At 70.7% G+C, this 16,386-nt stretch carries 14 protein-coding genes; 2 read left to right on the top strand and 12 right to left on the bottom strand.

Annotated elements, in window-relative coordinates:
• The coding region (locus ACFYTT_RS23325; protein WP_387262145.1) for an S-adenosylmethionine synthetase N-terminal domain-containing protein at nt 1-194 on the bottom strand (194 nt) is incomplete at its 3' end.
• A 516-nt stretch (nt 195-710) separates the two neighbouring features.
• On the opposite strand from ACFYTT_RS23325, the gene ACFYTT_RS23330 reads away from it, so the two are divergent.
• Nucleotides 711-1,304: an NTP transferase domain-containing protein gene (locus ACFYTT_RS23330; protein WP_131053206.1), complete on the top strand. Its 594-nt coding sequence runs from the start codon at nt 711-713 to the stop codon at nt 1,302-1,304.
• Between the two features lie 31 nt (nt 1,305-1,335).
• Here ACFYTT_RS23330 and ACFYTT_RS23335 read toward each other — a convergent pair whose 3' ends face one another.
• The 8 genes from ACFYTT_RS23335 to ACFYTT_RS23370 form a co-directional block, all read right to left on the bottom strand.
• On the bottom strand, nt 1,336-2,463 hold the full coding sequence (locus ACFYTT_RS23335) for a Fic family protein (RefSeq protein ID WP_176094571.1): 1,128 nt from the start codon (nt 2,461-2,463) through the stop codon (nt 1,336-1,338).
• Between the two features lie 49 nt (nt 2,464-2,512).
• Nucleotides 2,513-3,919 carry a GH1 family beta-glucosidase gene (locus ACFYTT_RS23340; RefSeq protein ID WP_387262149.1) on the bottom strand — a complete coding sequence of 469 codons (1,407 nt, stop codon included), beginning with the start codon at nt 3,917-3,919 and terminating at the stop codon, nt 2,513-2,515.
• A complete protein-coding gene (gene yicI / locus ACFYTT_RS23345) occupies nt 3,916-6,147 on the bottom strand; it encodes an alpha-xylosidase (protein WP_387262152.1) in 2,232 nt (743 codons plus the stop codon). The genes ACFYTT_RS23340 and yicI overlap by 4 nt, the downstream gene beginning before the upstream one ends.
• Nucleotides 6,144-7,028 (bottom strand): carbohydrate ABC transporter permease, encoded by an 885-nt coding sequence (locus ACFYTT_RS23350; RefSeq protein WP_387262155.1) that lies wholly within the window; start codon nt 7,026-7,028, stop codon nt 6,144-6,146. Before ACFYTT_RS23350 ends, yicI begins: the two co-directional genes overlap by 4 nt.
• Nucleotides 7,028-7,999 carry a carbohydrate ABC transporter permease gene (locus ACFYTT_RS23355; protein WP_387262158.1) on the bottom strand — a complete coding sequence of 324 codons (972 nt, stop codon included), beginning with the start codon at nt 7,997-7,999 and terminating at the stop codon, nt 7,028-7,030. Before ACFYTT_RS23355 ends, ACFYTT_RS23350 begins: the two co-directional genes overlap by 1 nt.
• 71 nt (nt 8,000-8,070) lie before the next feature.
• Nucleotides 8,071-9,366, bottom strand: a complete 1,296-nt coding sequence (locus ACFYTT_RS23360) for an ABC transporter substrate-binding protein (RefSeq protein ID WP_387262161.1) — start codon at nt 9,364-9,366, stop codon at nt 8,071-8,073.
• Nucleotides 9,367-9,402: 36 nt separating this feature from the next.
• Nucleotides 9,403-10,500, bottom strand: a complete 1,098-nt coding sequence (locus tag ACFYTT_RS23365; RefSeq protein WP_387262473.1) for a LacI family DNA-binding transcriptional regulator — start codon at nt 10,498-10,500, stop codon at nt 9,403-9,405.
• Between the two features lie 276 nt (nt 10,501-10,776).
• Nucleotides 10,777-11,586, bottom strand: coding sequence for a metal-dependent hydrolase (locus ACFYTT_RS23370; protein WP_387262164.1), 810 nt, complete (start codon nt 11,584-11,586; stop codon nt 10,777-10,779).
• 278 nt (nt 11,587-11,864) lie between these two features.
• On the opposite strand from ACFYTT_RS23370, the gene ACFYTT_RS23375 reads away from it, so the two are divergent.
• Nucleotides 11,865-12,242, top strand: coding sequence for a bleomycin resistance protein (locus ACFYTT_RS23375; RefSeq protein WP_387262167.1), 378 nt, complete (start codon nt 11,865-11,867; stop codon nt 12,240-12,242).
• Nucleotides 12,243-12,409: 167 nt separating this feature from the next.
• Here the strand turns inward: ACFYTT_RS23375 and ACFYTT_RS23380 are convergent, their stop codons facing one another.
• The 3 genes from ACFYTT_RS23380 to ACFYTT_RS23390 form a co-directional block, all read right to left on the bottom strand.
• Nucleotides 12,410-13,000 (bottom strand): DUF1707 domain-containing protein, encoded by a 591-nt coding sequence (locus tag ACFYTT_RS23380; protein WP_387262170.1) that lies wholly within the window; start codon nt 12,998-13,000, stop codon nt 12,410-12,412.
• A gap of 105 nt (nt 13,001-13,105) precedes the next feature.
• On the bottom strand, nt 13,106-14,962 hold the full coding sequence (locus ACFYTT_RS23385) for a protein kinase (protein WP_387262173.1): 1,857 nt from the start codon (nt 14,960-14,962) through the stop codon (nt 13,106-13,108).
• Between the two features lie 79 nt (nt 14,963-15,041).
• Nucleotides 15,042-16,373, bottom strand: a complete 1,332-nt coding sequence (locus ACFYTT_RS23390; RefSeq protein ID WP_387262176.1) for a glycosyltransferase family 4 protein — start codon at nt 16,371-16,373, stop codon at nt 15,042-15,044.
• Between the last annotated feature and the right edge of the window lie 13 nt (nt 16,374-16,386).

Consider the following 16,386-nt stretch of genomic DNA (forward strand, 5'->3'; position numbering starts at 1 on the left):
ATATCGGCATACGCCTTCGTCGTCACCTCACCCGCCACATGCACCTGACCAGTCGTGATCAGAGTCTCCACCGCCACACGGCTATGCGGATCCTGAGCGAGCAGGGCATCGAGAATACCGTCACTGATCTGGTCAGCGATCTTGTCCGGGTGGCCTTCCGTGACCGATTCGGACGTAAAGAGGCGGCGTGACACGCTTGTCCTTTCCAGAGCGAGACGGGGGCAGGGATGGGGCGTTCCGGGGAATCACCCCGTTAGCGCAGCCTGCCATGTCGCGACCGGTGACGGCGAGTCCCTGTGTTCGGGAACGCGGACGTGGACGACCGGGGGATCGTGGCGAGCGACCGGCCCGTCGGACGGGAAGGCCGAGTTGTGCCAGGTCTGGTCGCCCTGCCGCCGGGCGGGCCCGCGCGGACACGAGTTCTGTCGGCTACCGGTCCGCTCACATTCCGGTCGGGGTCGTGCTCTCGGGTGGTCGGCTGTGGTCGCCCGCCCCGGGCGCGCCGAGTGGGTGCGGACGGAAGGGCGGGTGCGGCTTACGTCCGACGCGCACCGAAGGATGAGCGTGTTACCTAATTTATCCTATTTGCCCCGCCACTCTCCTCCGTCCGTGCTCGTTGCAAACGATGTGCGTCGGACGGGACGGACAGCGCCACGGTGCTCACCCGGTCCCACACTGGAGGGAGCGCGGTTCTGAACCGGATCGCAGGAATGATCATCGCGGCGGGAGGTGGCCGTCGTATCGGCGGCCCCGAGGCCCTGCTGCACCAGGGTGACAAACCCCTGGTCGACCAGATGATCGACACGCTGACGGAGGCGGGCTGCGGGCAGATCGTCGTCGTCCTCGGCGCCGCCGCCGACCAGGTCCGTGACACCGCGCACCTGGACCACGCCACGGTGGTGGTCAACCGGGCGTGGGGCACCGGAGTCGGCTCGTCCATCCGTGCCGGCCTGGCCGGCATCGACGACGACCGGGTGGAGGCGGCGGTGGTGGTCCCCGTCGACATGCCCGGGCTGACCGCCGAGGCGATCCGTCGGGTCACCGCGCTGCCCTTTCCCGACGTGCTGGTCTGCGCCACCTACAACGGGCTGCGCGGCTACCCGATGCTGTTCGGCCGTCGGCACTGGCCGGGCATCGCCACCCTGGCCAGTGCCGACGTCGGTGCCCGGCCCTACCTGCTGGCGCACAAGGACCAGATCGTCGACATCGCCTGCGACTCGGTAGCCGACGGCAGTCGGGTGGACACCCCCGAATTGATGGCGCTGTACGGCCTGACCGTGCCCGAGCAGCGCGTCGGCGTCTGACCGACCTGTTGGCTGTGTCGGCCGGGACAGGTCACTGCTGGTACGGGTCGACGATCTCCTTGGGGCGTAGTGCCGGTGCGGCCAAGTCCCTGAGCGTCGTCGAGGCGACGTAGTGCCTCCCGCGCGTCTGGCCACGCTGTTCGAGTAGACCCACCTTGACCAGCGCCCGAAGATCACGGATGGCCTGGTCGTCCGTGAGGCCCTCGTCGTGTTGGTACACCGTTCGGCGGACCCGGCCGCCGGTGGCCGCCAGTTGCAGGGCGCTGACGACCCGTTCGGGCAGCGCGTGTCGGCCAGCCCAGCCGTCGAGCAGATCCCACAGGCGGGCGGCCTGGTCGATCCGTTGCCGAACCAGTTGGGCCTGCTGATGGTGGGCGCTGAGGCAGAACCGGATCCACGGCCCGGTGTCGGTGTCCGGCTGCCAGGTCGCGCCGCCGATCTCGGCGAGTACGTCGTAGTAGGCGTAGGTGTTCCGCCCGGCGCCCAGCCACTCCTCGATCGACGAGAACTCCGGAGCCAGCACGCCGTCCCTGGCGAGGACCAGGGTGTGCAGACATCGTGACATCCGTCCGTTTCCGTCCCGCCACGGATGGATCTTCACCAGGTTGAGGTGGGCCATCGATGCGCGCACGAGCAGCGGGACCTCCGGCTCCCCGTCCGCCAGCCAGGCCATCAACTCGGAGATCAGAGCGGGAACGTGGTCCGGGTCAGGGCCGGTGTAGACCCGCCGTCCGGTGTGGGCCTCGTCGACGTAGATGTCACCGGGCCGGTACCGACCCGGCCATTTGGTGAGGTCGTGCCGCATCATCATGAAGTGCAGCGCGTCGAGGAGCATGTGTTGCCAGGCGAACTCCCGGGAGTGTCCGAGCTGCTGCACGTAGGTGAGGGCGTCGCGGTATCCGGTGATCACGTCCCACGTGTTCGGACTCGTTTCCATCGGTTCCTCGCCCGCGACGGCCGCCACCGCGTCGTCGAGGCCGACTTGATACCCCTCGATCGAGTTCGACCCCTGGATGGCGTGGGCGATCAGGGTCCTGCGGAGCTGGCCGCTCCACCGGCGCGGCTCGGCGACCTGGTAACGAAGGGCTTCACGCATCGTCTCCAGTTCGCCGAGAACGCGTTTGTCGTCCTGGGTCAGCTCCGGCGTCCGGTACAGCATGACTCAATCATAGGATAATCCCCAGCTAATGCCGAAATGATTTGAGCATTTAGGGATGGCGGTCCAGTCGGTCTGTCGTCGCCAGGTGCTGGTACCAGTGGGCACTGTCCTTCCAGAGGCGTTCCTGGGTGTCGTAGTCGACGCGGATGATCCCGAAGCGGCGGTCGTAGCCGTACGCCCACTCGAAGTTGTCCAGCAGCGACCAGACGAAGTAGCCCCGCACGTCGACACCCGCCGCCATCGCGTCGTGCGTCGCGGCGATGTGGCGGCGCAGGTAGTCGACGCGGCGGTCGTCGTGCACCGCGCCGTCGGGCGAGACCACGTCGTCGAAGGCGGCGCCGTTTTCGGTGATCATCAGCGGCAGGTCGGGGTACTCGCGGTGCAGCCGCAGCAGCAGCTCGGTCAGGCCGGCCGGCTCGATGTTCCATCCCATCGCCGTGTACGGGCCCGGCTGGGGCAGGAAGTCGACCCGGTCGGCGCCGACCCAGGCGGAGTGCGCCGACCGGCCGTGGCCGTCCGCGCTCGACCGGGCCGAGACGCCGTCCCAGGTGCGGACCAGGGTGGTCGAGTAGTAGTTGACGCCGAGCACGTCGAGCGGGACGGCCGCGGTGCGCTCGTCGCCGTCGCGTACGAACGACCAGTCGGTGACCGCCGCCGTGTCGGCGAGCAGGTCGGCCGGGTACGCGCCGTCGAGCATCGGGCCGAGGAAGGCCCGGTTGGCCAGCGCGTCGGTGCGGCGTACCGCGTCGGCGTCGGCCGCCGAATCCGAGGCCGGACGGATCACGTGCAGGTTCAGCGTGACCGACAGCCGCGCCGCCGGAGCCAGGTCGCGGATCACCCGGCCGGCCAGACCGTGAGCCAGGTTCAGGTGGTGTACGGCGCGCAGCGCCGCCTCCGGTTCGGTGCGTCCCGGCGCGTGTACGCCGGAGGCGTATCCGAGGTACGCCGAGCACCACGGCTCGTTGAACGTGGTCCAGGTGTGCACCCGGTCGCCCAGCGCCCCGACGATCGCCGTGGCGTAGTCGGCGAAGCGCAGCGCGGTGTCCCGCTCCGGCCAGCCGCCGGCGTCCTCCAACTCCTGCGGCAGGTCCCAGTGGTAGAGCGTGGCGACCGGCTGGACCCCGCGCTCCAGCAGCCCGTCCACCAGCCGGGAGTAGAAGTCCACGCCGGCCTGGTTGACCGGGCCGGAGCCGCCGGGCTGCACCCGGGGCCAGGCGATGGAGAAGCGGTACGCGTCCAGCCCGAGCGCGGCGATGTGGTCCAGGTCGGACTCCCACCGGTGGTAGTGGTCGGCGGCGACGTCGCCGGTGTCCCCGTTCAGGGTGCGTCCCGGTGTGTGGCTGTAGGTGTCCCAGATCGACGGTCCACGGCCGTCCACCCGGGCTGCCCCCTCGATCTGGTACGCGGCCGTGGCCGACCCCCAGACAAAGCCCTCAGGGAACACGACATCACTCACTTCGTCACCTCCGTGACCTCGCAGCGGTACCCCGACGAGTCGCCCGCCACCACCTCGGCGGTGGCCGTCCCGTCGCGGTGGTACACCTCGAACTCCGTGCCGGACCCACGGTCGGGCGCGGGCACGCGTACCCGGGTCCGCTGGCCCGGTGCCGGAGCGTACAGGCGCAGGGTGACGTCGTCCGCCCAGCGGTAGTCGGGCCGGTCGGTGACCGTCCCGAACGGGATGACCGAGCCGGGCCGGGCCAGCACCGGGACGCTGTCGAAGCCGTGCTTCTCGGTGACCCAGCCCGGGCCGGTGACCTGTGCGCCGCTGGTCAGGTGGGTCCAGGTGCCGGCCGGCACGTAGTAGGTGACCTGACCGTCGGCGCTCATCACCGGGGCGACCAGCAGGTCCGGGCCGAGCATGTACTGCCGGTCCAGGTACGCGGCGGTCGGGTCGTCCGGGAACTCCAGGATCATCGGCCGCATCACCGGTACGCCCTCGCGGTGCGCCTCGTCGGCCGCTGCCGCCAGGTACGGCATCAGCGACATCTTGAGTCGGGTGAACCGGCGCAGCACGTCGACGGCCTCGTCGTCGTACGCCCACGGCACCCGGTACGAGCCGGAGCCGTGCAGCCGCGAGTGCGAGGAGAGCAGCCCGAAGGCGATCCACCGCTTGAACACCGCCGGGTCGGGCGTGCCCTCGAAGCCGCCGATGTCGTGGCTCCAGTAGCCGAAGCCCGACGCGGCCAGCGACAGGCCGCCGCGCAGCGACTCGGCCATCGCCACGAAGGTGGACTCGCAGTCGCCACCCCAGTGCACCGGGAACTGCTGACCGCCCGCCGTGGCGGAGCGGGCGAAGACGACCGCCTCGCCCTCGCCTCGCTCGGCCGTCAACAGCTCGAAGACGGCCTTGTTGTAGAGGTGGGAGTAGTAGTTGTGCATCCGCTGCGGGTCGGCGCCGTCGTGCCAGACCACGTCGGTCGGGATGCGCTCGCCGAAGTCGGTCTTGAAGCAGTCGACGCCCATGTCCAGCAGCACCTTCAGCTTGTCGGCGTACCACCGGACCGCGTCCGGGTTGGTGAAGTCGACCAGCGCCATCCCGGCCTGCCACTTGTCCCACTGCCAGACCGACCCGTCCGGGTTGCGGACCAGGTAGCCGGCCTGTCGGCCCTCCTCGAAGAGGTAGGACCGCTGGGCGATGTACGGGTTGATCCAGACGCAGACCTTGAGGCCGCGTTCGTGCAGCCGGCGCAGCATCCCCTCCGGGTCGGGGAAGGTCGCCGGGTCCCAGATGAAGTCGACCCAGTGGAACTGCCGCATCCAGAAGCAGTCGAAGTGGAACACCGACAGCGGCAGGTCCCGCTCGGCCATCCCGTCGATGAACTCGGTGACCGTCTTCTCGTCGTAGGAGGTGGTGAACGAGGTGGACAGCCACAGCCCGTACGACCAGGGCGGCACCCGGGCCGGGCGACCGGTCAGCGCGGTGTAGCGGCGCAGCACGTCCTTCGGGGTGGGGCCGTCGATCACGTGGTACGTCAGGGACTGCCCCGGCACGCTGAACTGGGTCTGCGACACCACCTCGGAGCCCACCTCGAACGACACGTGTTCGGGGTGGTCCACGAACACCCCGTACCCGGCGCTGCTGAGATAGAACGGCACGTTCTTGTACGCCTGCTCGCTGGCGGTGCCGCCGTCGGCGTTCCAGATGTCGACGGTCTGGCCGTTCTTGACGTACGCGCCGAAGCGCTCGCCCAGGCCGTAGATCGTCTCGCCGACGCCGAGCGAGAGCCGGTCGTGCACGTACTTGTGGCCCTCGGCGTCGGTGACCACGCCGATGCTGCGTTCGGTGGAGGAGGTGACCAGCTTGTCGCCGCGCAGGAAGTCGACCCGCCACGGGCCGGTCAGCGCCACCCGCACGGTCATCTCGCCGGTGGTCAACCGCGCGCTGAGCCCGGTGACCTCCACGTGCACCGGGTGTGCGGTGCTGTCGGCGAGGGCGAAGCGGGGCTGCCTGGGGAGCCCGCCGGAATGGTGTCCGACGGTCACCCCAACCACGCCGGGGGCGGGGGAGAAGAAGCGCACGGTGACCACCGGGCGGTTCAGGGTGTCGCCGCGTCCGGTGATCCTGCCGATCGGGGCGAAGACGGTGAAGGACCGCTCGTCCGGCTCCACCGACTCGACCGTGCCGGGGCGCAGCACGCTCACCCCGGGACGCAGTTGCCAGTATCCGTCGGTGAACTTCACTTGTCGGCTCCTGCCGTGATGCCGCGCGCCAGGGTGCGCTGGAAGACGAGGAAGAACAGGATCGCCGGGAGGAGACTGAGCAGCGCGCCGGCGTTGGTGGTGGGGGCGTCCATCAGCCGGTCGCCCTGCAACGAGGCGAGCGCGACCGGAATGGTCTGGGTCTGGTTGTCGATCAGCATGACCAGGGGGATGAGGAACTCGTTCCAGGTCCAGATGAAGAAGAAGACCAGCAGCACCGAGATGGTGGGCCGGACGTTGGGCAGCACGACCCGCCACAGGATCCGCCACTTGCCGGCCCCGTCGAGCGCGGCGGCCTCCAGCAGCGGGCGCGGGAAGGTGCTGAGCACCGAGGCGAGCAGGTACGTGCCGAAGGCGGCCTGGATGACGGTGAAGATGATGATCACCGCCAGTCGGGTGTTGTAGAGCCCGGCCTCCTTGGCGAAGTGGTACAGCGGATAGATCAGGGCTTCCTGCGGCAGCATGTTGGCCAGCAGGAACAGCCCGATGATCCAGAGCCGGCCCCGGACCCGGCCGATGCCGAGCGCGTACGCGCTGAGCAGGGAGACGACCACGGCGAGCACCGCGACGGAGCCGGAGATGAGGATCGAGTTCCACAGTTTGACCGGGAAGTCGACCTGCTCCCAGTAGGTGCGCAGCCCGGTCGTGTAGAACTCGGTCGGCCAGCTCAGCGGGCCGTTGGTCGAGTAGTCGCCGGGCGACTTGAACGCGTTGAGCAGCATGAACGCGAACGGCACCAGCATCACCAGCGCGGCGACGGTGACCAGGGCCAGCACGATCCAGCGGGTGACGCCCCGGTGGTGCCGGTCGGGAACCCGGCGGGTACGGCCGCCGGTGCGGGGTGGGGTGGGCGTGACGGCCATCAGATTCCTCCGTCGCGGCGTTCGGCACGGTTCTGCGCCCGGATGAACAGCACCGCCACCACGACGATGATCAGTGTCAGCACCATCGAGATCGCCGAGCCGTAGCCGACGTTGAGCCGCTTGAAGAAGGTGAAGTAGGCGAAGTAGGAGGGCACGTTGGTGGCGTTCTCCGGGCCGCCCCGCGTCAGCGCGTAGATCGGGCCGAACACCTTCATCGCGGCGATGGTGCAGGTGAGGCCGACCACGAAGGTCTCCGGCCGGATCTGCGGCAGGGTGATCGCGCGGAACCGTCGCCACCAGCCGGCGCCGTCGATCTCCGCCGCCTCGTACAGCTCGGGGTTGACCCGTTCCAGCGCCGCCATGAAGACGACCACCGGGTAGCCGAGCTGCACCCAGATCATCACGGCCATCACCATCGGCAGGGCGGTGTCCGGGTCACCGAGCCAGTCGTGGCTCAGCGTGCCGAGCCCGATGGCGTCGAGCAGCCCGTTGAGCGCGCCGTCGGGGCGCAGGATCCAGCCCCAGACGATGCCGGCCACCACGACCGGCAGCACCTGCGGCAGATAGAAGGCGGCCCGCAGTGCGGCGGCGGTACGCGGGCGGAAGCGACGTCCGATGGTGTCGAACAGGACGGCCGCCAGGACCAGGCCGATCAGGGTGGGCAGCACCACCATCGCGACGATCATCGCGATGGTGTTCGTGAACGAGGTCCAGAAGACGTCGTCGGTGAGCAGGGTGCGGTAGTTGTCCAGGCCGATGAAGCTGGGGTCGCCGACGCCGGACCACTTGGTCAGGGAGAGGTAGCCGGTGTAGACCAGCGGGCCGCCGATGACGAGCAGGAACAGCACCGCGCCGGGCAGCAGATAGAGCCAGTAGCCGGCGTCGGGGCGTCGGGGGCGGCGCGGGGTCTTGCCCGTCGGGGGTGACGGGGTCGCCCCCGGGCGGGCGGCGACGGTGTCGGGCACTGCCATGGGAGGTCCTTCCAGGGTGGGGCGGGCGTCACCGTGGTGACGCCGACGGGTACGCCCGCCCCCGCCGCCGCTCAGTCGCGCGTGATCTCCGCGACACCGTCCTGGTAGGGCTTGGCGATCGCGTCGAGGACCTGCTCGGGCGACCTGGACTGGTTGATCAGGCCCTGGAAGCCGGAGACCAGCACGTCGTAGTAGCCGGGCACCGGCCAGTCCGGATAGAAGGCCAGGCCGTCCTGGCCGCTGATGGTGTTGAAGTTCTCGATCAGCTTGCGGTCCTTCTCGTCGCTGATCGCGGCCGGGTCACCGGCCACCGGCACGCCCCCGTTGTTGCCGATCAGCGCCTGGATCTCCGGCCGCATGGTGATGTCGATGAAGTCGTACGCCAGGTTCTTGGCCTTGCTGGTCTCCGGGACCACCCAGAGGTTGCCGGAGGAGCCGGCGTGCATCGTGTTGCCGGGGAAGAGGAAGCTGTCCCAGTCGTAGGAGATCTCGCTCTTGAACCGGCCGTACCACCAGCTACCGGAGACGATCATCGGGACCTTGCCGGAGATGAACGAGGTGCCCATGTCCTCGGCCTTGAGGCTGGCCGAGTCCTTGGCGATGTAGCCCTTGCCGACCCACTCGGCGAAGGTCTGTGCGCCGTACCTGAGCGGGTCGGCCTTGAAGTCCACCGGGTTGGCGTAGAGCTGGTAGTCGTTGACGAAGGTGCGGTCCGCGCGGGAGAGCGCGAGCTGGTAGAAGAGCTGACCGGCCGGGTACTCGGCGCCGGACATGCCCAGCGGCGTGACGCCCTTGGCGACGAACGTGTCCATCGCGGCGGTCATCTCGGCCAGCGTCGTCGGCACGGTGACGCCGTGCTCGGTGAAGAGCTCCTTGTTGTAGTAGACCATCACGTACTCGCCGTAGTTGGGTACGCCGTACCAGTTGCCCGAGCCCATCACGCCGTTGTCGTACCTGGCGGTGGTCTGCAGGCTGGGGCTCAGCGCCTTGTCCCAGCCGCGCTCGGTGGCCTCGGCGGTCAGGTCGGTGAGCAGGCCCTGCGAGGAGAGCAACCCGGCGGTGGCGTTGCCCTTGTTGTACTCCATGATGTCGGGGCCCTCGGCCGAGTTGATGATCATGCCGGCGTTCTGCTGGATCTGCTCGAACGCCTTGCGCTCGAAGCGCACCTCGACCCCGGGGTGTTCGTCTTTGAAGATCTCGATCGCCCGGTCCCAGGCGATGCCCATCGCACTGTTGGCGCTCTCGTAGTGCCAGAGTTTGAGGACGTTCGCCCCACTGTCGTCCCCGTCACCGCCGCAGGCGGCCAGGCTCGTCGCCGTGAGCGCGGCCACCGTGGCCGCCACGGCTACGCTGCGGAATCGTCGCATTGCTAGTCTCCCTGGTGAGTATCGAGCCGGTACTCCTCAAGCCCGTCGTCGCGTGGCAGCGCGACGGCGGGCTGCTTCACTGCCCGGAGCCGGCTGGTCGCCGCCGGCCCCCGTGTCACTCGTGCCGGCCGTACGCGGCGGAGCGCTGGATCCGCGGACCTCCAACGCGCACGGCAACAGTTGCTGGCGAATCTCGTCGCCACCGCCGTCGACGTGACGCAGCAGCGTCTCGATGGCGATCCGCCCCACCGCCGACCCGGGCGAGTTCATCGCGGTCAGCGCGGGCGTGGCCAGTTCGGCGACCTGGGGCGAGGTGACCATCGAGACGACCGAGACGTCGTCGGGGACCGTCCGACCCCTGGTGGCCAACTCGCCGAGCAGGCCGAAGACAGCGCTCTCGTTCATCGCCAGGATCGCGGTCAGGTCGGGTGCCTGCCGCAGCGCGGTGTCCAGTGCGGCCCGGCCCCCGGCGGCGCTGTCCTCGGCGGGGATCATCAACGGCTCCAGACCGTGTCCGGTCATCGCCACGGTGAACGCGTCGCGGGTGCGCAGCGCCGGACCGTACCCCTCGGCCAGGGTCTCGGCGGAGTGGTTGACGTAGACGATCCGGCGGTGCCCGAGGTCGACCAGGTGGCCGACGGCCTCCTGGACGGTCTGCGCGAAGTCGATGTCCACGTAGGACAATCCGGTGGTGTCCGCGGTGCGACCGATGAGCACCAGCGGTACGCCGACCTCCCGCAACACGTCGACCCGCGGATCGTGGAGCTGCACCTCCATCAGCAGCGCGCCGTCGAGCATCCGCTGGCTGGCCAGCCGGCGCAACTCGTCGAGGTCGCCGACGCCGATGGGGGAGAGCACCAGGTGGTACCCGGCCGCACCGGCGGCGGCCGCCGCACCGGTGACGAAGGCCGTCTCGGTGGCGCCCAGACCCCGCTCGTCCATCGGCAGCAGCAGGCCGAGGATGCGGCTGCGTCGGCTGGCCAGTCCACGGGCCATGGCGTTGGGCTGGTAGTCGAGCGCGGCCATCGCGGCGAGGACCTTGTCCCGGGTGGCCTGGGAGATCGGGCGGGTGCCGGTGAGCACGTACGACACGGTGCTGACCGAGACCCGGGCGAGGCGCGCCACGTCCTGCATGGTGGCCACGGCACCTCCCCACACGGGCTCGTCGAAACGCTTCGACTAAGCGGTTCGACAGAAGGTAGGTCACGTGTTACAGCCACGTCAATAGCCAATGACGAACCGACGTCGCAGCCCCGGACGCCCGCCGCCGCACCCCGCTTACCCGCCGATCATGGACGTGTGGTGCTCACAAATGCCACCTGTCGGGGCAATCCTTCAGCCACCACTCCATGATCGACGGCTGGTGGCGGTGCGTCCCCAGCGACGGCTACCGACCCGGCCTCGACGAGATCAGATGTCGAGGTTGAACTTCTCCAGCACCGACGGGGCGACCAGGCCCAACGCGGCCAGTGTCGAGACGACCATGAGCCCGGTACGCACGAAGACGGTCTCGGTCCGTCCGCCGGCCCGCATCGCGATCTTGTCGGGCAGGCTGATCGGCGTCCACATCCGCCGTTTGATCGGAATCGGCCACAGGATCGGCACGCCGGCCCGGGTGATCATGTCGCCGAGGATGTGTACGAACGAACCCACCCCGACCGCGAGGCCGATCATCGGGTACCCGCGATCACCGGGCAGGTTGACGGCGGTGAACACGGCGGCGCCGGCCGAGACCAGCGTGACGATGACCCAGCCGGCACGCGCGGCCCACTTGTCGAACAGGCCCCGCAGCGCCAGACCGATCATGAAGAACAGGATGCCGATGACGGCCCACTTGCCGTACTGGACGCAGAGCGTGGTGGTGCCCCAGCCGACCAGCACCGTGAACGGGATGGTGTGGGTCAGCGTCCGGTGGCCGTTGTTGCGTTTCGGGTCCCGGCTGAGTTTGGTGGCGTAGTAGACGCCCAGCGAGATCTTCTCCACCACCTCGGCGACGAACAGCGAGAAGACGCCGAAGGTGCGGGCCACGGTCGCGCCGCCCCGGTTGCGGGTCACCTTGCCGGAGAGGTCGATGTCCGGCAGCAGTGCCGCACCGGCGCAGACGGCGGTGCCGACGGCCAACGCCAGCGGCGACTGCTCGTAGTCGTAGAAGTGCTGGAGCGCCCAGGACCCGCTCAGCCATACCGCTGCGCCGGACAGCGCGTGCGACGGACCCATCATCTCGGCTCGCCCTCCCCAGGGATCTTGAGCGCCAAAACTACGTCACTGTAGTTCTCCGCCACGCCGCAGGGGGACCGTCGGGAGAATCCACAAGGGACATCGCTGCGGCGCTGCCCGAGGAACGACCCGACCACCAGGGAGTATGGCAGCGCCGGACGGCCCGCCGGACCGCTTGTGTCGGCCATGGGACGCGGCGTTCCGCCGACCTGTCACAGCCCGGAGGTACGGTCTCGGGGAGGTCGTCGCCGCACGTCGGCGCTTTCGGACAGGGTGGCCGCATGCCCGCAGAAGTCTCCTTCGACAGGATCGCTCCGGTGGTGCCGGTGCGTGATCTGGACGCCGCGCTCGACCGCTACCGGCGGCTCGGCTTCACCGTGCGGTCCCACCCCGGGCCCGAGCGCTACGGATTCGTCGAGCGGGACTCGGTGTCCTGGCACCTGACCGAGTGGGCCGAGCACGATCCGACCCGCACGGCGTCGACGCTCTACCTGTACGTCTCCGACGCCGACGCGCTGCACGCCGCCTGGGCCGTCTCGGGTGTCGACGGCCGGCTGGGCGAGCCCCACGACACCCCCTACGGGCTACGCGAGTTCGCCTACGTCGACCCGGAGGGCACGCTGCACCGCATCGGCTCGCCCGTCTCCGCGCCGGGCTGACCGGTCGTCGACCGGACCACCCCAACCATCGGTGTGCCCCCTGACGTTCTAGAGCGGTGAGGGGGTGGGCATGGTCCAGTCGTTCCACGAGTTCGTGGTGGCGGCGACGTCGGTTCGCCGAGCGGTCGGAGGGTCGGCGGGTCCGGGCGGCAGAGGGCGAGGGGTGATCAGCTCCACCAGCGTTTGCGGGGCGCCCGGACGGTCACGTCGCCGAAGATCGCACGGCAGGTCACCTCGATCACCGGGGAACCGGGGGTGACCGGCCCGGTCAGCTTCGACTTCTTGTTGCCGAAGACCGCGCTGCCGGTGAGCCGGACGTCGGTGCCCTCCGGCACGACGACCGTGACGTTGCCGAAGATCGCGTCCGCGTCGATCCGGATCACCCGGGCGGAGAGTTCGGCCTCGTGCAGCTCGATCCGGCAGTCCCCGAAGATGGCCCGCGCCTCGATCAGCTCCGGGGCCGTCCAGGTCCCCTTGCGGACCTCGTTGCCGAAGACGGCCATCAGCTTCTCCGGCGTCGGAGCGAGCGCACCGGTCGACCGGCCCAGCGTCCGACCCGGGGCGTCGGGCAGGTCCGTGGTCAGCCGGGCCAGCTCACCACGCGTCTGGGAGGCGTGTGCGGCGCCGGCCCGCTCGGTGTACTCGTCGAGGGTGATCCGGCCCTCGGTCACCGCCTTGCCGAGCACTTCGACGACCTCCTCCCGCTCCCGGTCGGAGACTCGCAGCCGGTCAGTGTCGTCGTGCCGTTCCCGTTCCACGCCCCCGAGCCTAGCGGCGTCCCGCACCGGGCCACCCCACCCCACCTGGGGCGGGCCGACACCGCACCGTCGCGATCACCCTGCGGGTGCCGGCGCGTCCGGGGCTCAGCGGCGGGGTCGGAAGCTGGTGCGGATGGTGGCGAACTGGTCGATCGAGGGCTTCCAGTCGTACTCGTGGGTGATCCAGCCGAGCGTCCAGACGCGGTCGCGGGTCCGTTCGTCCGGCACGATCTGGGTGGCGCGCAGCCGGTCGCCGTGCGGGGTCAGCCAGCCGAACTCCCAGGCGGTGGCGTCGCCCATCCGCCCGAGCCGGAACTCCTGGTAGCCGGGGAGGGTGCCGGCGGCCAGTTCCCGGTCGCGGACCGCGCGCAGTCGCGCCACCGGCCCGAGGCGGGTGTCGGTGCTCCGGGCGACGGTGAGCGCGCGGCCGGTCGCCGGATCCTGGAAGCAGGCCACGTCGTCGTCGCGGGAGTACCGCCACTCGGCAGGTACGGCCACCCGGAAGCCGGTGCGGTCGGTGTGCCAGGCCCAGCCGGTCGGCGGCCGGAACTTCTCGTCGTCGGTCACCGGTGCGGCCGTGTCGATCGGCCCGCCCTCGACCCAGGGCCGCACGCAGGGCAGCGGAGGCGGTACGAGCCCGCCCGGCGGCGGCGGGCGTCTCCCGTCGCGCGGGGGCGGACCGCCCGGCTCCGGGCCACCGGCCTCGAACGGGTCCGGTCCGGGCGGCGGTTCGGCAGCCTCGTACGGGGAGCCGGCGTGGTCGTCGCCGGTGCCGACGACGGTCAGCGCGGTGCCGATGCCGGCGGCCATCGCCACCAGGACGGCGACGGCGGCGAGTGCCCAGGCCCGAGGCACGGCGACGCGGTCGCGATCCGGTTCGTCCGCGCGGGCTCGCCGTGCGGGTGGGTCGGACAGGTGTGGCGGGGCGTCCCGTTCACCGGGAGCGGCGTCTCGTTCCTCGGATTCAGGAGCGGCCCCGCCACCGCTCTGCTGCTCGTCGGTGAGGCGTCGGTGCGCGGAGTCGTGCGAGGTCGGGTCGGGGGATTTCCGGTCGGTGCCGGGGACGGTCCCGGGACCTGCGACCGGCGCGTCGCGCGCCTCGGAGCCGGTGGGCAGGGGAGCGGTCTCGTCGCCGGTCTGCGGCGGGGTCTCCCCGGCAGCGGCGGCGACGAGCAGTCGGAGGCGGGTCTCGGGGTGGCCGGCGCGGTGCGCGGGCTCGCGGCGCAGCAGCCCGGCCAGCACCGCCGAGAGCGGACCGGCGTGCCGGGCCGGGTCCGGTGGCGCGGAGGCCAGCGCGCTGAGGGTGGCCATGGCGGTGCTGCGGGCGTACGGCGAGCGACCCTCGACGGCCGCGTAGAGGGTGGCGCCGAGCGACCAGAGGTCGGCCGGCGCGCTGGACACTCCGTCGGCGGCACGTTCGGGGGCGACGTACTGCGGGGAGCCGAGAATGGTGCCGGCGCCGGTCATCGCCACGTCGCCGTCGAAGACGGCCAGCCCGAAGTCGGTCAGCAGGACCCGGCCGTCGTGGGCGAGGAGCACGTTGGCGGGTTTGACGTCGCGGTGCAGGACCCCGGCCTCGTGCGCGGCGCGCAGCGCGTCCAGCAGGGCCAGGCCGATGCGGGCGGCGCGCTGCGGTGGCAGTGGGCCGTCGGAGTCGAGGACGTCCTGGAGGGTGCGGGAGGGCACGTACTCCATGACGATCCACGGCGTGTCGTCGTCGGAGACCACGTCGTAGACGCGGACCACGTTGGGGTGGTTGAGCCGGGCGGCGGTGCGGGCCTCGCGCAGCGTACGGGCGCGCAGGTGGTCGAGTTCGTCACCGCCGAGCCGGGCGGGCAGGACGACCTGCTTGACGGCGACCTGCCGGTGCAGCAACTCGTCGTCGGCCCGCCACACGGTGCCCATTCCGCCGCGACCGACCAGGTCGAGCAGTCGGTACCGGCCGGCGATCAACGCTCGCACGTGTCCCCCATCCGCCGTCCGGCGTACACACTAGCCAGCGGATCGGGGATCACCTATTCGCGCGTGCGTGTCTCGACCCTCAGCAGGCGGCCCCTCCCACGGCCAGCAGGTTGCCGTCGGGGATGGTGATGGTGCGGCGGCGTGGCGACGGGTCGACGACAGGGTGCCGGGAGCGCGCGGGCCCGTGTTCGCGGCGGGCGACGGCGTAGCTCTCGGCGGTGCGGGCGGCGATGGTGGCCCAGCCGTACCGTCGGCCGACCATGGTGCGGGCCTGTCGGGCCACCCGGCGGGCGAAGACCTCGTCGCCGAGGAGCTGACCGACCGCTCCGGCCAGCGCCGACGGATCGCTGTGCGGGAACGTCACGCCGGTGACGCCGGGTTCGACGATCTCGGCCAGCCCGCCGGTGCGGGCCACCGCCAGGGGTGCGCCGGCCGCCGCGGCTTCCAGCGCGACCATGCCGAAGGGCTCGTAGAGGCTGGGCACGACGGTGGCGTCGGTGGCGCCGAGCATCGCCGGGAGCTGGGTGTTGTCCAGGAATCCGGCGAAGCGGACGGTGCCGCCGAGCCCGAGCTGCCCGATGCGGTCCTCCAACTCGCCCCGGTAGGGGCCGTCGCCGGCGATCAGTACGCGCAGGCCGGGGTGCTGCTCCCGCAGTTCGGGTACGGCGTCGACCAGGTGCTGCACGCCCTTCTCGTAGACCAGCCGGCCGGCGTACCCGATCAGTGGGCCGTCACCGGCGAAGCGGGCGCGGGCGGTGGCGACCGCGCGGGGGCGGGCCCGCCAGGCCCGGTCGTCGACGCCGTTGGGGACCACGTCGACGTGTCCGGCGGGGACGTCGAAGAGCGTGGTGACCTGGTCGCGCATGTAGCCGGAGCAGGCGATCAGTCGGGTGGAGGCGTTGCTGAGCCAGTGTTCGACGCCGTGGATGGTGCGGTTCATCTCCTCGGGCAGCCAGCCCTGGTGCCGACCCGCCTCGGTGGCGTGGATGGTGGTGACCAGCGGCAGGTCCAGGTGTTCGGCCACGGTGATCGCGGTGTGCGCGACCAGCCAGTCGTGGGCGTGGACGACGTCGTAGTCGCCGGTGTCGGCGGCGCGCAGCGCGGCGCGGGTGAGGGTGTGGTTGAACGCCATCGTCCAGGCCAGCAGGGAGCCGGTGGCCAGGGGGAAGGTGACCGGGTCCTCGGCGGCGCGCACGACGCGTACGCCGTCGATGTGTTCTTCCAGCGGCGCGCCGTCGGCGTGCCGGGTGACGACGGTGACCTGGTGGCCGGCCGCGGCCAGGGCGACGGAGAGGGCGTGCACGTGGCGGCCGAGCCCGCCGACGAGGACGGGCGGGTACTCCCAGGACAGGATCAACACCCGTTGCGTCCGTGCGGCGTTGATGTCGATCACGTCGGCGTTCGGTGACATACGCGCCCCCTTG

It is taken from the genome of Micromonospora sp. NPDC003816 (genome assembly GCF_042874705.1).
Lineage (GTDB): Bacteria > Actinomycetota > Actinomycetes > Mycobacteriales > Micromonosporaceae > Micromonospora.

Coding starts and splice junctions, on each gene's coding strand:
- ACFYTT_RS23330 (WP_131053206.1), top strand. CDS start 711: ATGATCATCGCGGCGGGAGGTGGCCGTCGTATCGGCGGCCCCGAGGCC.
- ACFYTT_RS23335 (WP_176094571.1), bottom strand. CDS start 2,463: ATGCTGTACCGGACGCCGGAGCTGACCCAGGACGACAAACGCGTTCTC.
- ACFYTT_RS23350 (WP_387262155.1), bottom strand. CDS start 7,028: ATGGCCGTCACGCCCACCCCACCCCGCACCGGCGGCCGTACCCGCCGG.
- ACFYTT_RS23355 (WP_387262158.1), bottom strand. CDS start 7,999: ATGGCAGTGCCCGACACCGTCGCCGCCCGCCCGGGGGCGACCCCGTCA.
- ACFYTT_RS23360 (WP_387262161.1), bottom strand. CDS start 9,366: ATGCGACGATTCCGCAGCGTAGCCGTGGCGGCCACGGTGGCCGCGCTC.
- ACFYTT_RS23365 (WP_387262473.1), bottom strand. CDS start 10,500: ATGCAGGACGTGGCGCGCCTCGCCCGGGTCTCGGTCAGCACCGTGTCG.
- ACFYTT_RS23370 (WP_387262164.1), bottom strand. CDS start 11,586: ATGATGGGTCCGTCGCACGCGCTGTCCGGCGCAGCGGTATGGCTGAGC.
- ACFYTT_RS23375 (WP_387262167.1), top strand. CDS start 11,865: ATGCCCGCAGAAGTCTCCTTCGACAGGATCGCTCCGGTGGTGCCGGTG.
- ACFYTT_RS23390 (WP_387262176.1), bottom strand. CDS start 16,373: ATGTCACCGAACGCCGACGTGATCGACATCAACGCCGCACGGACGCAA.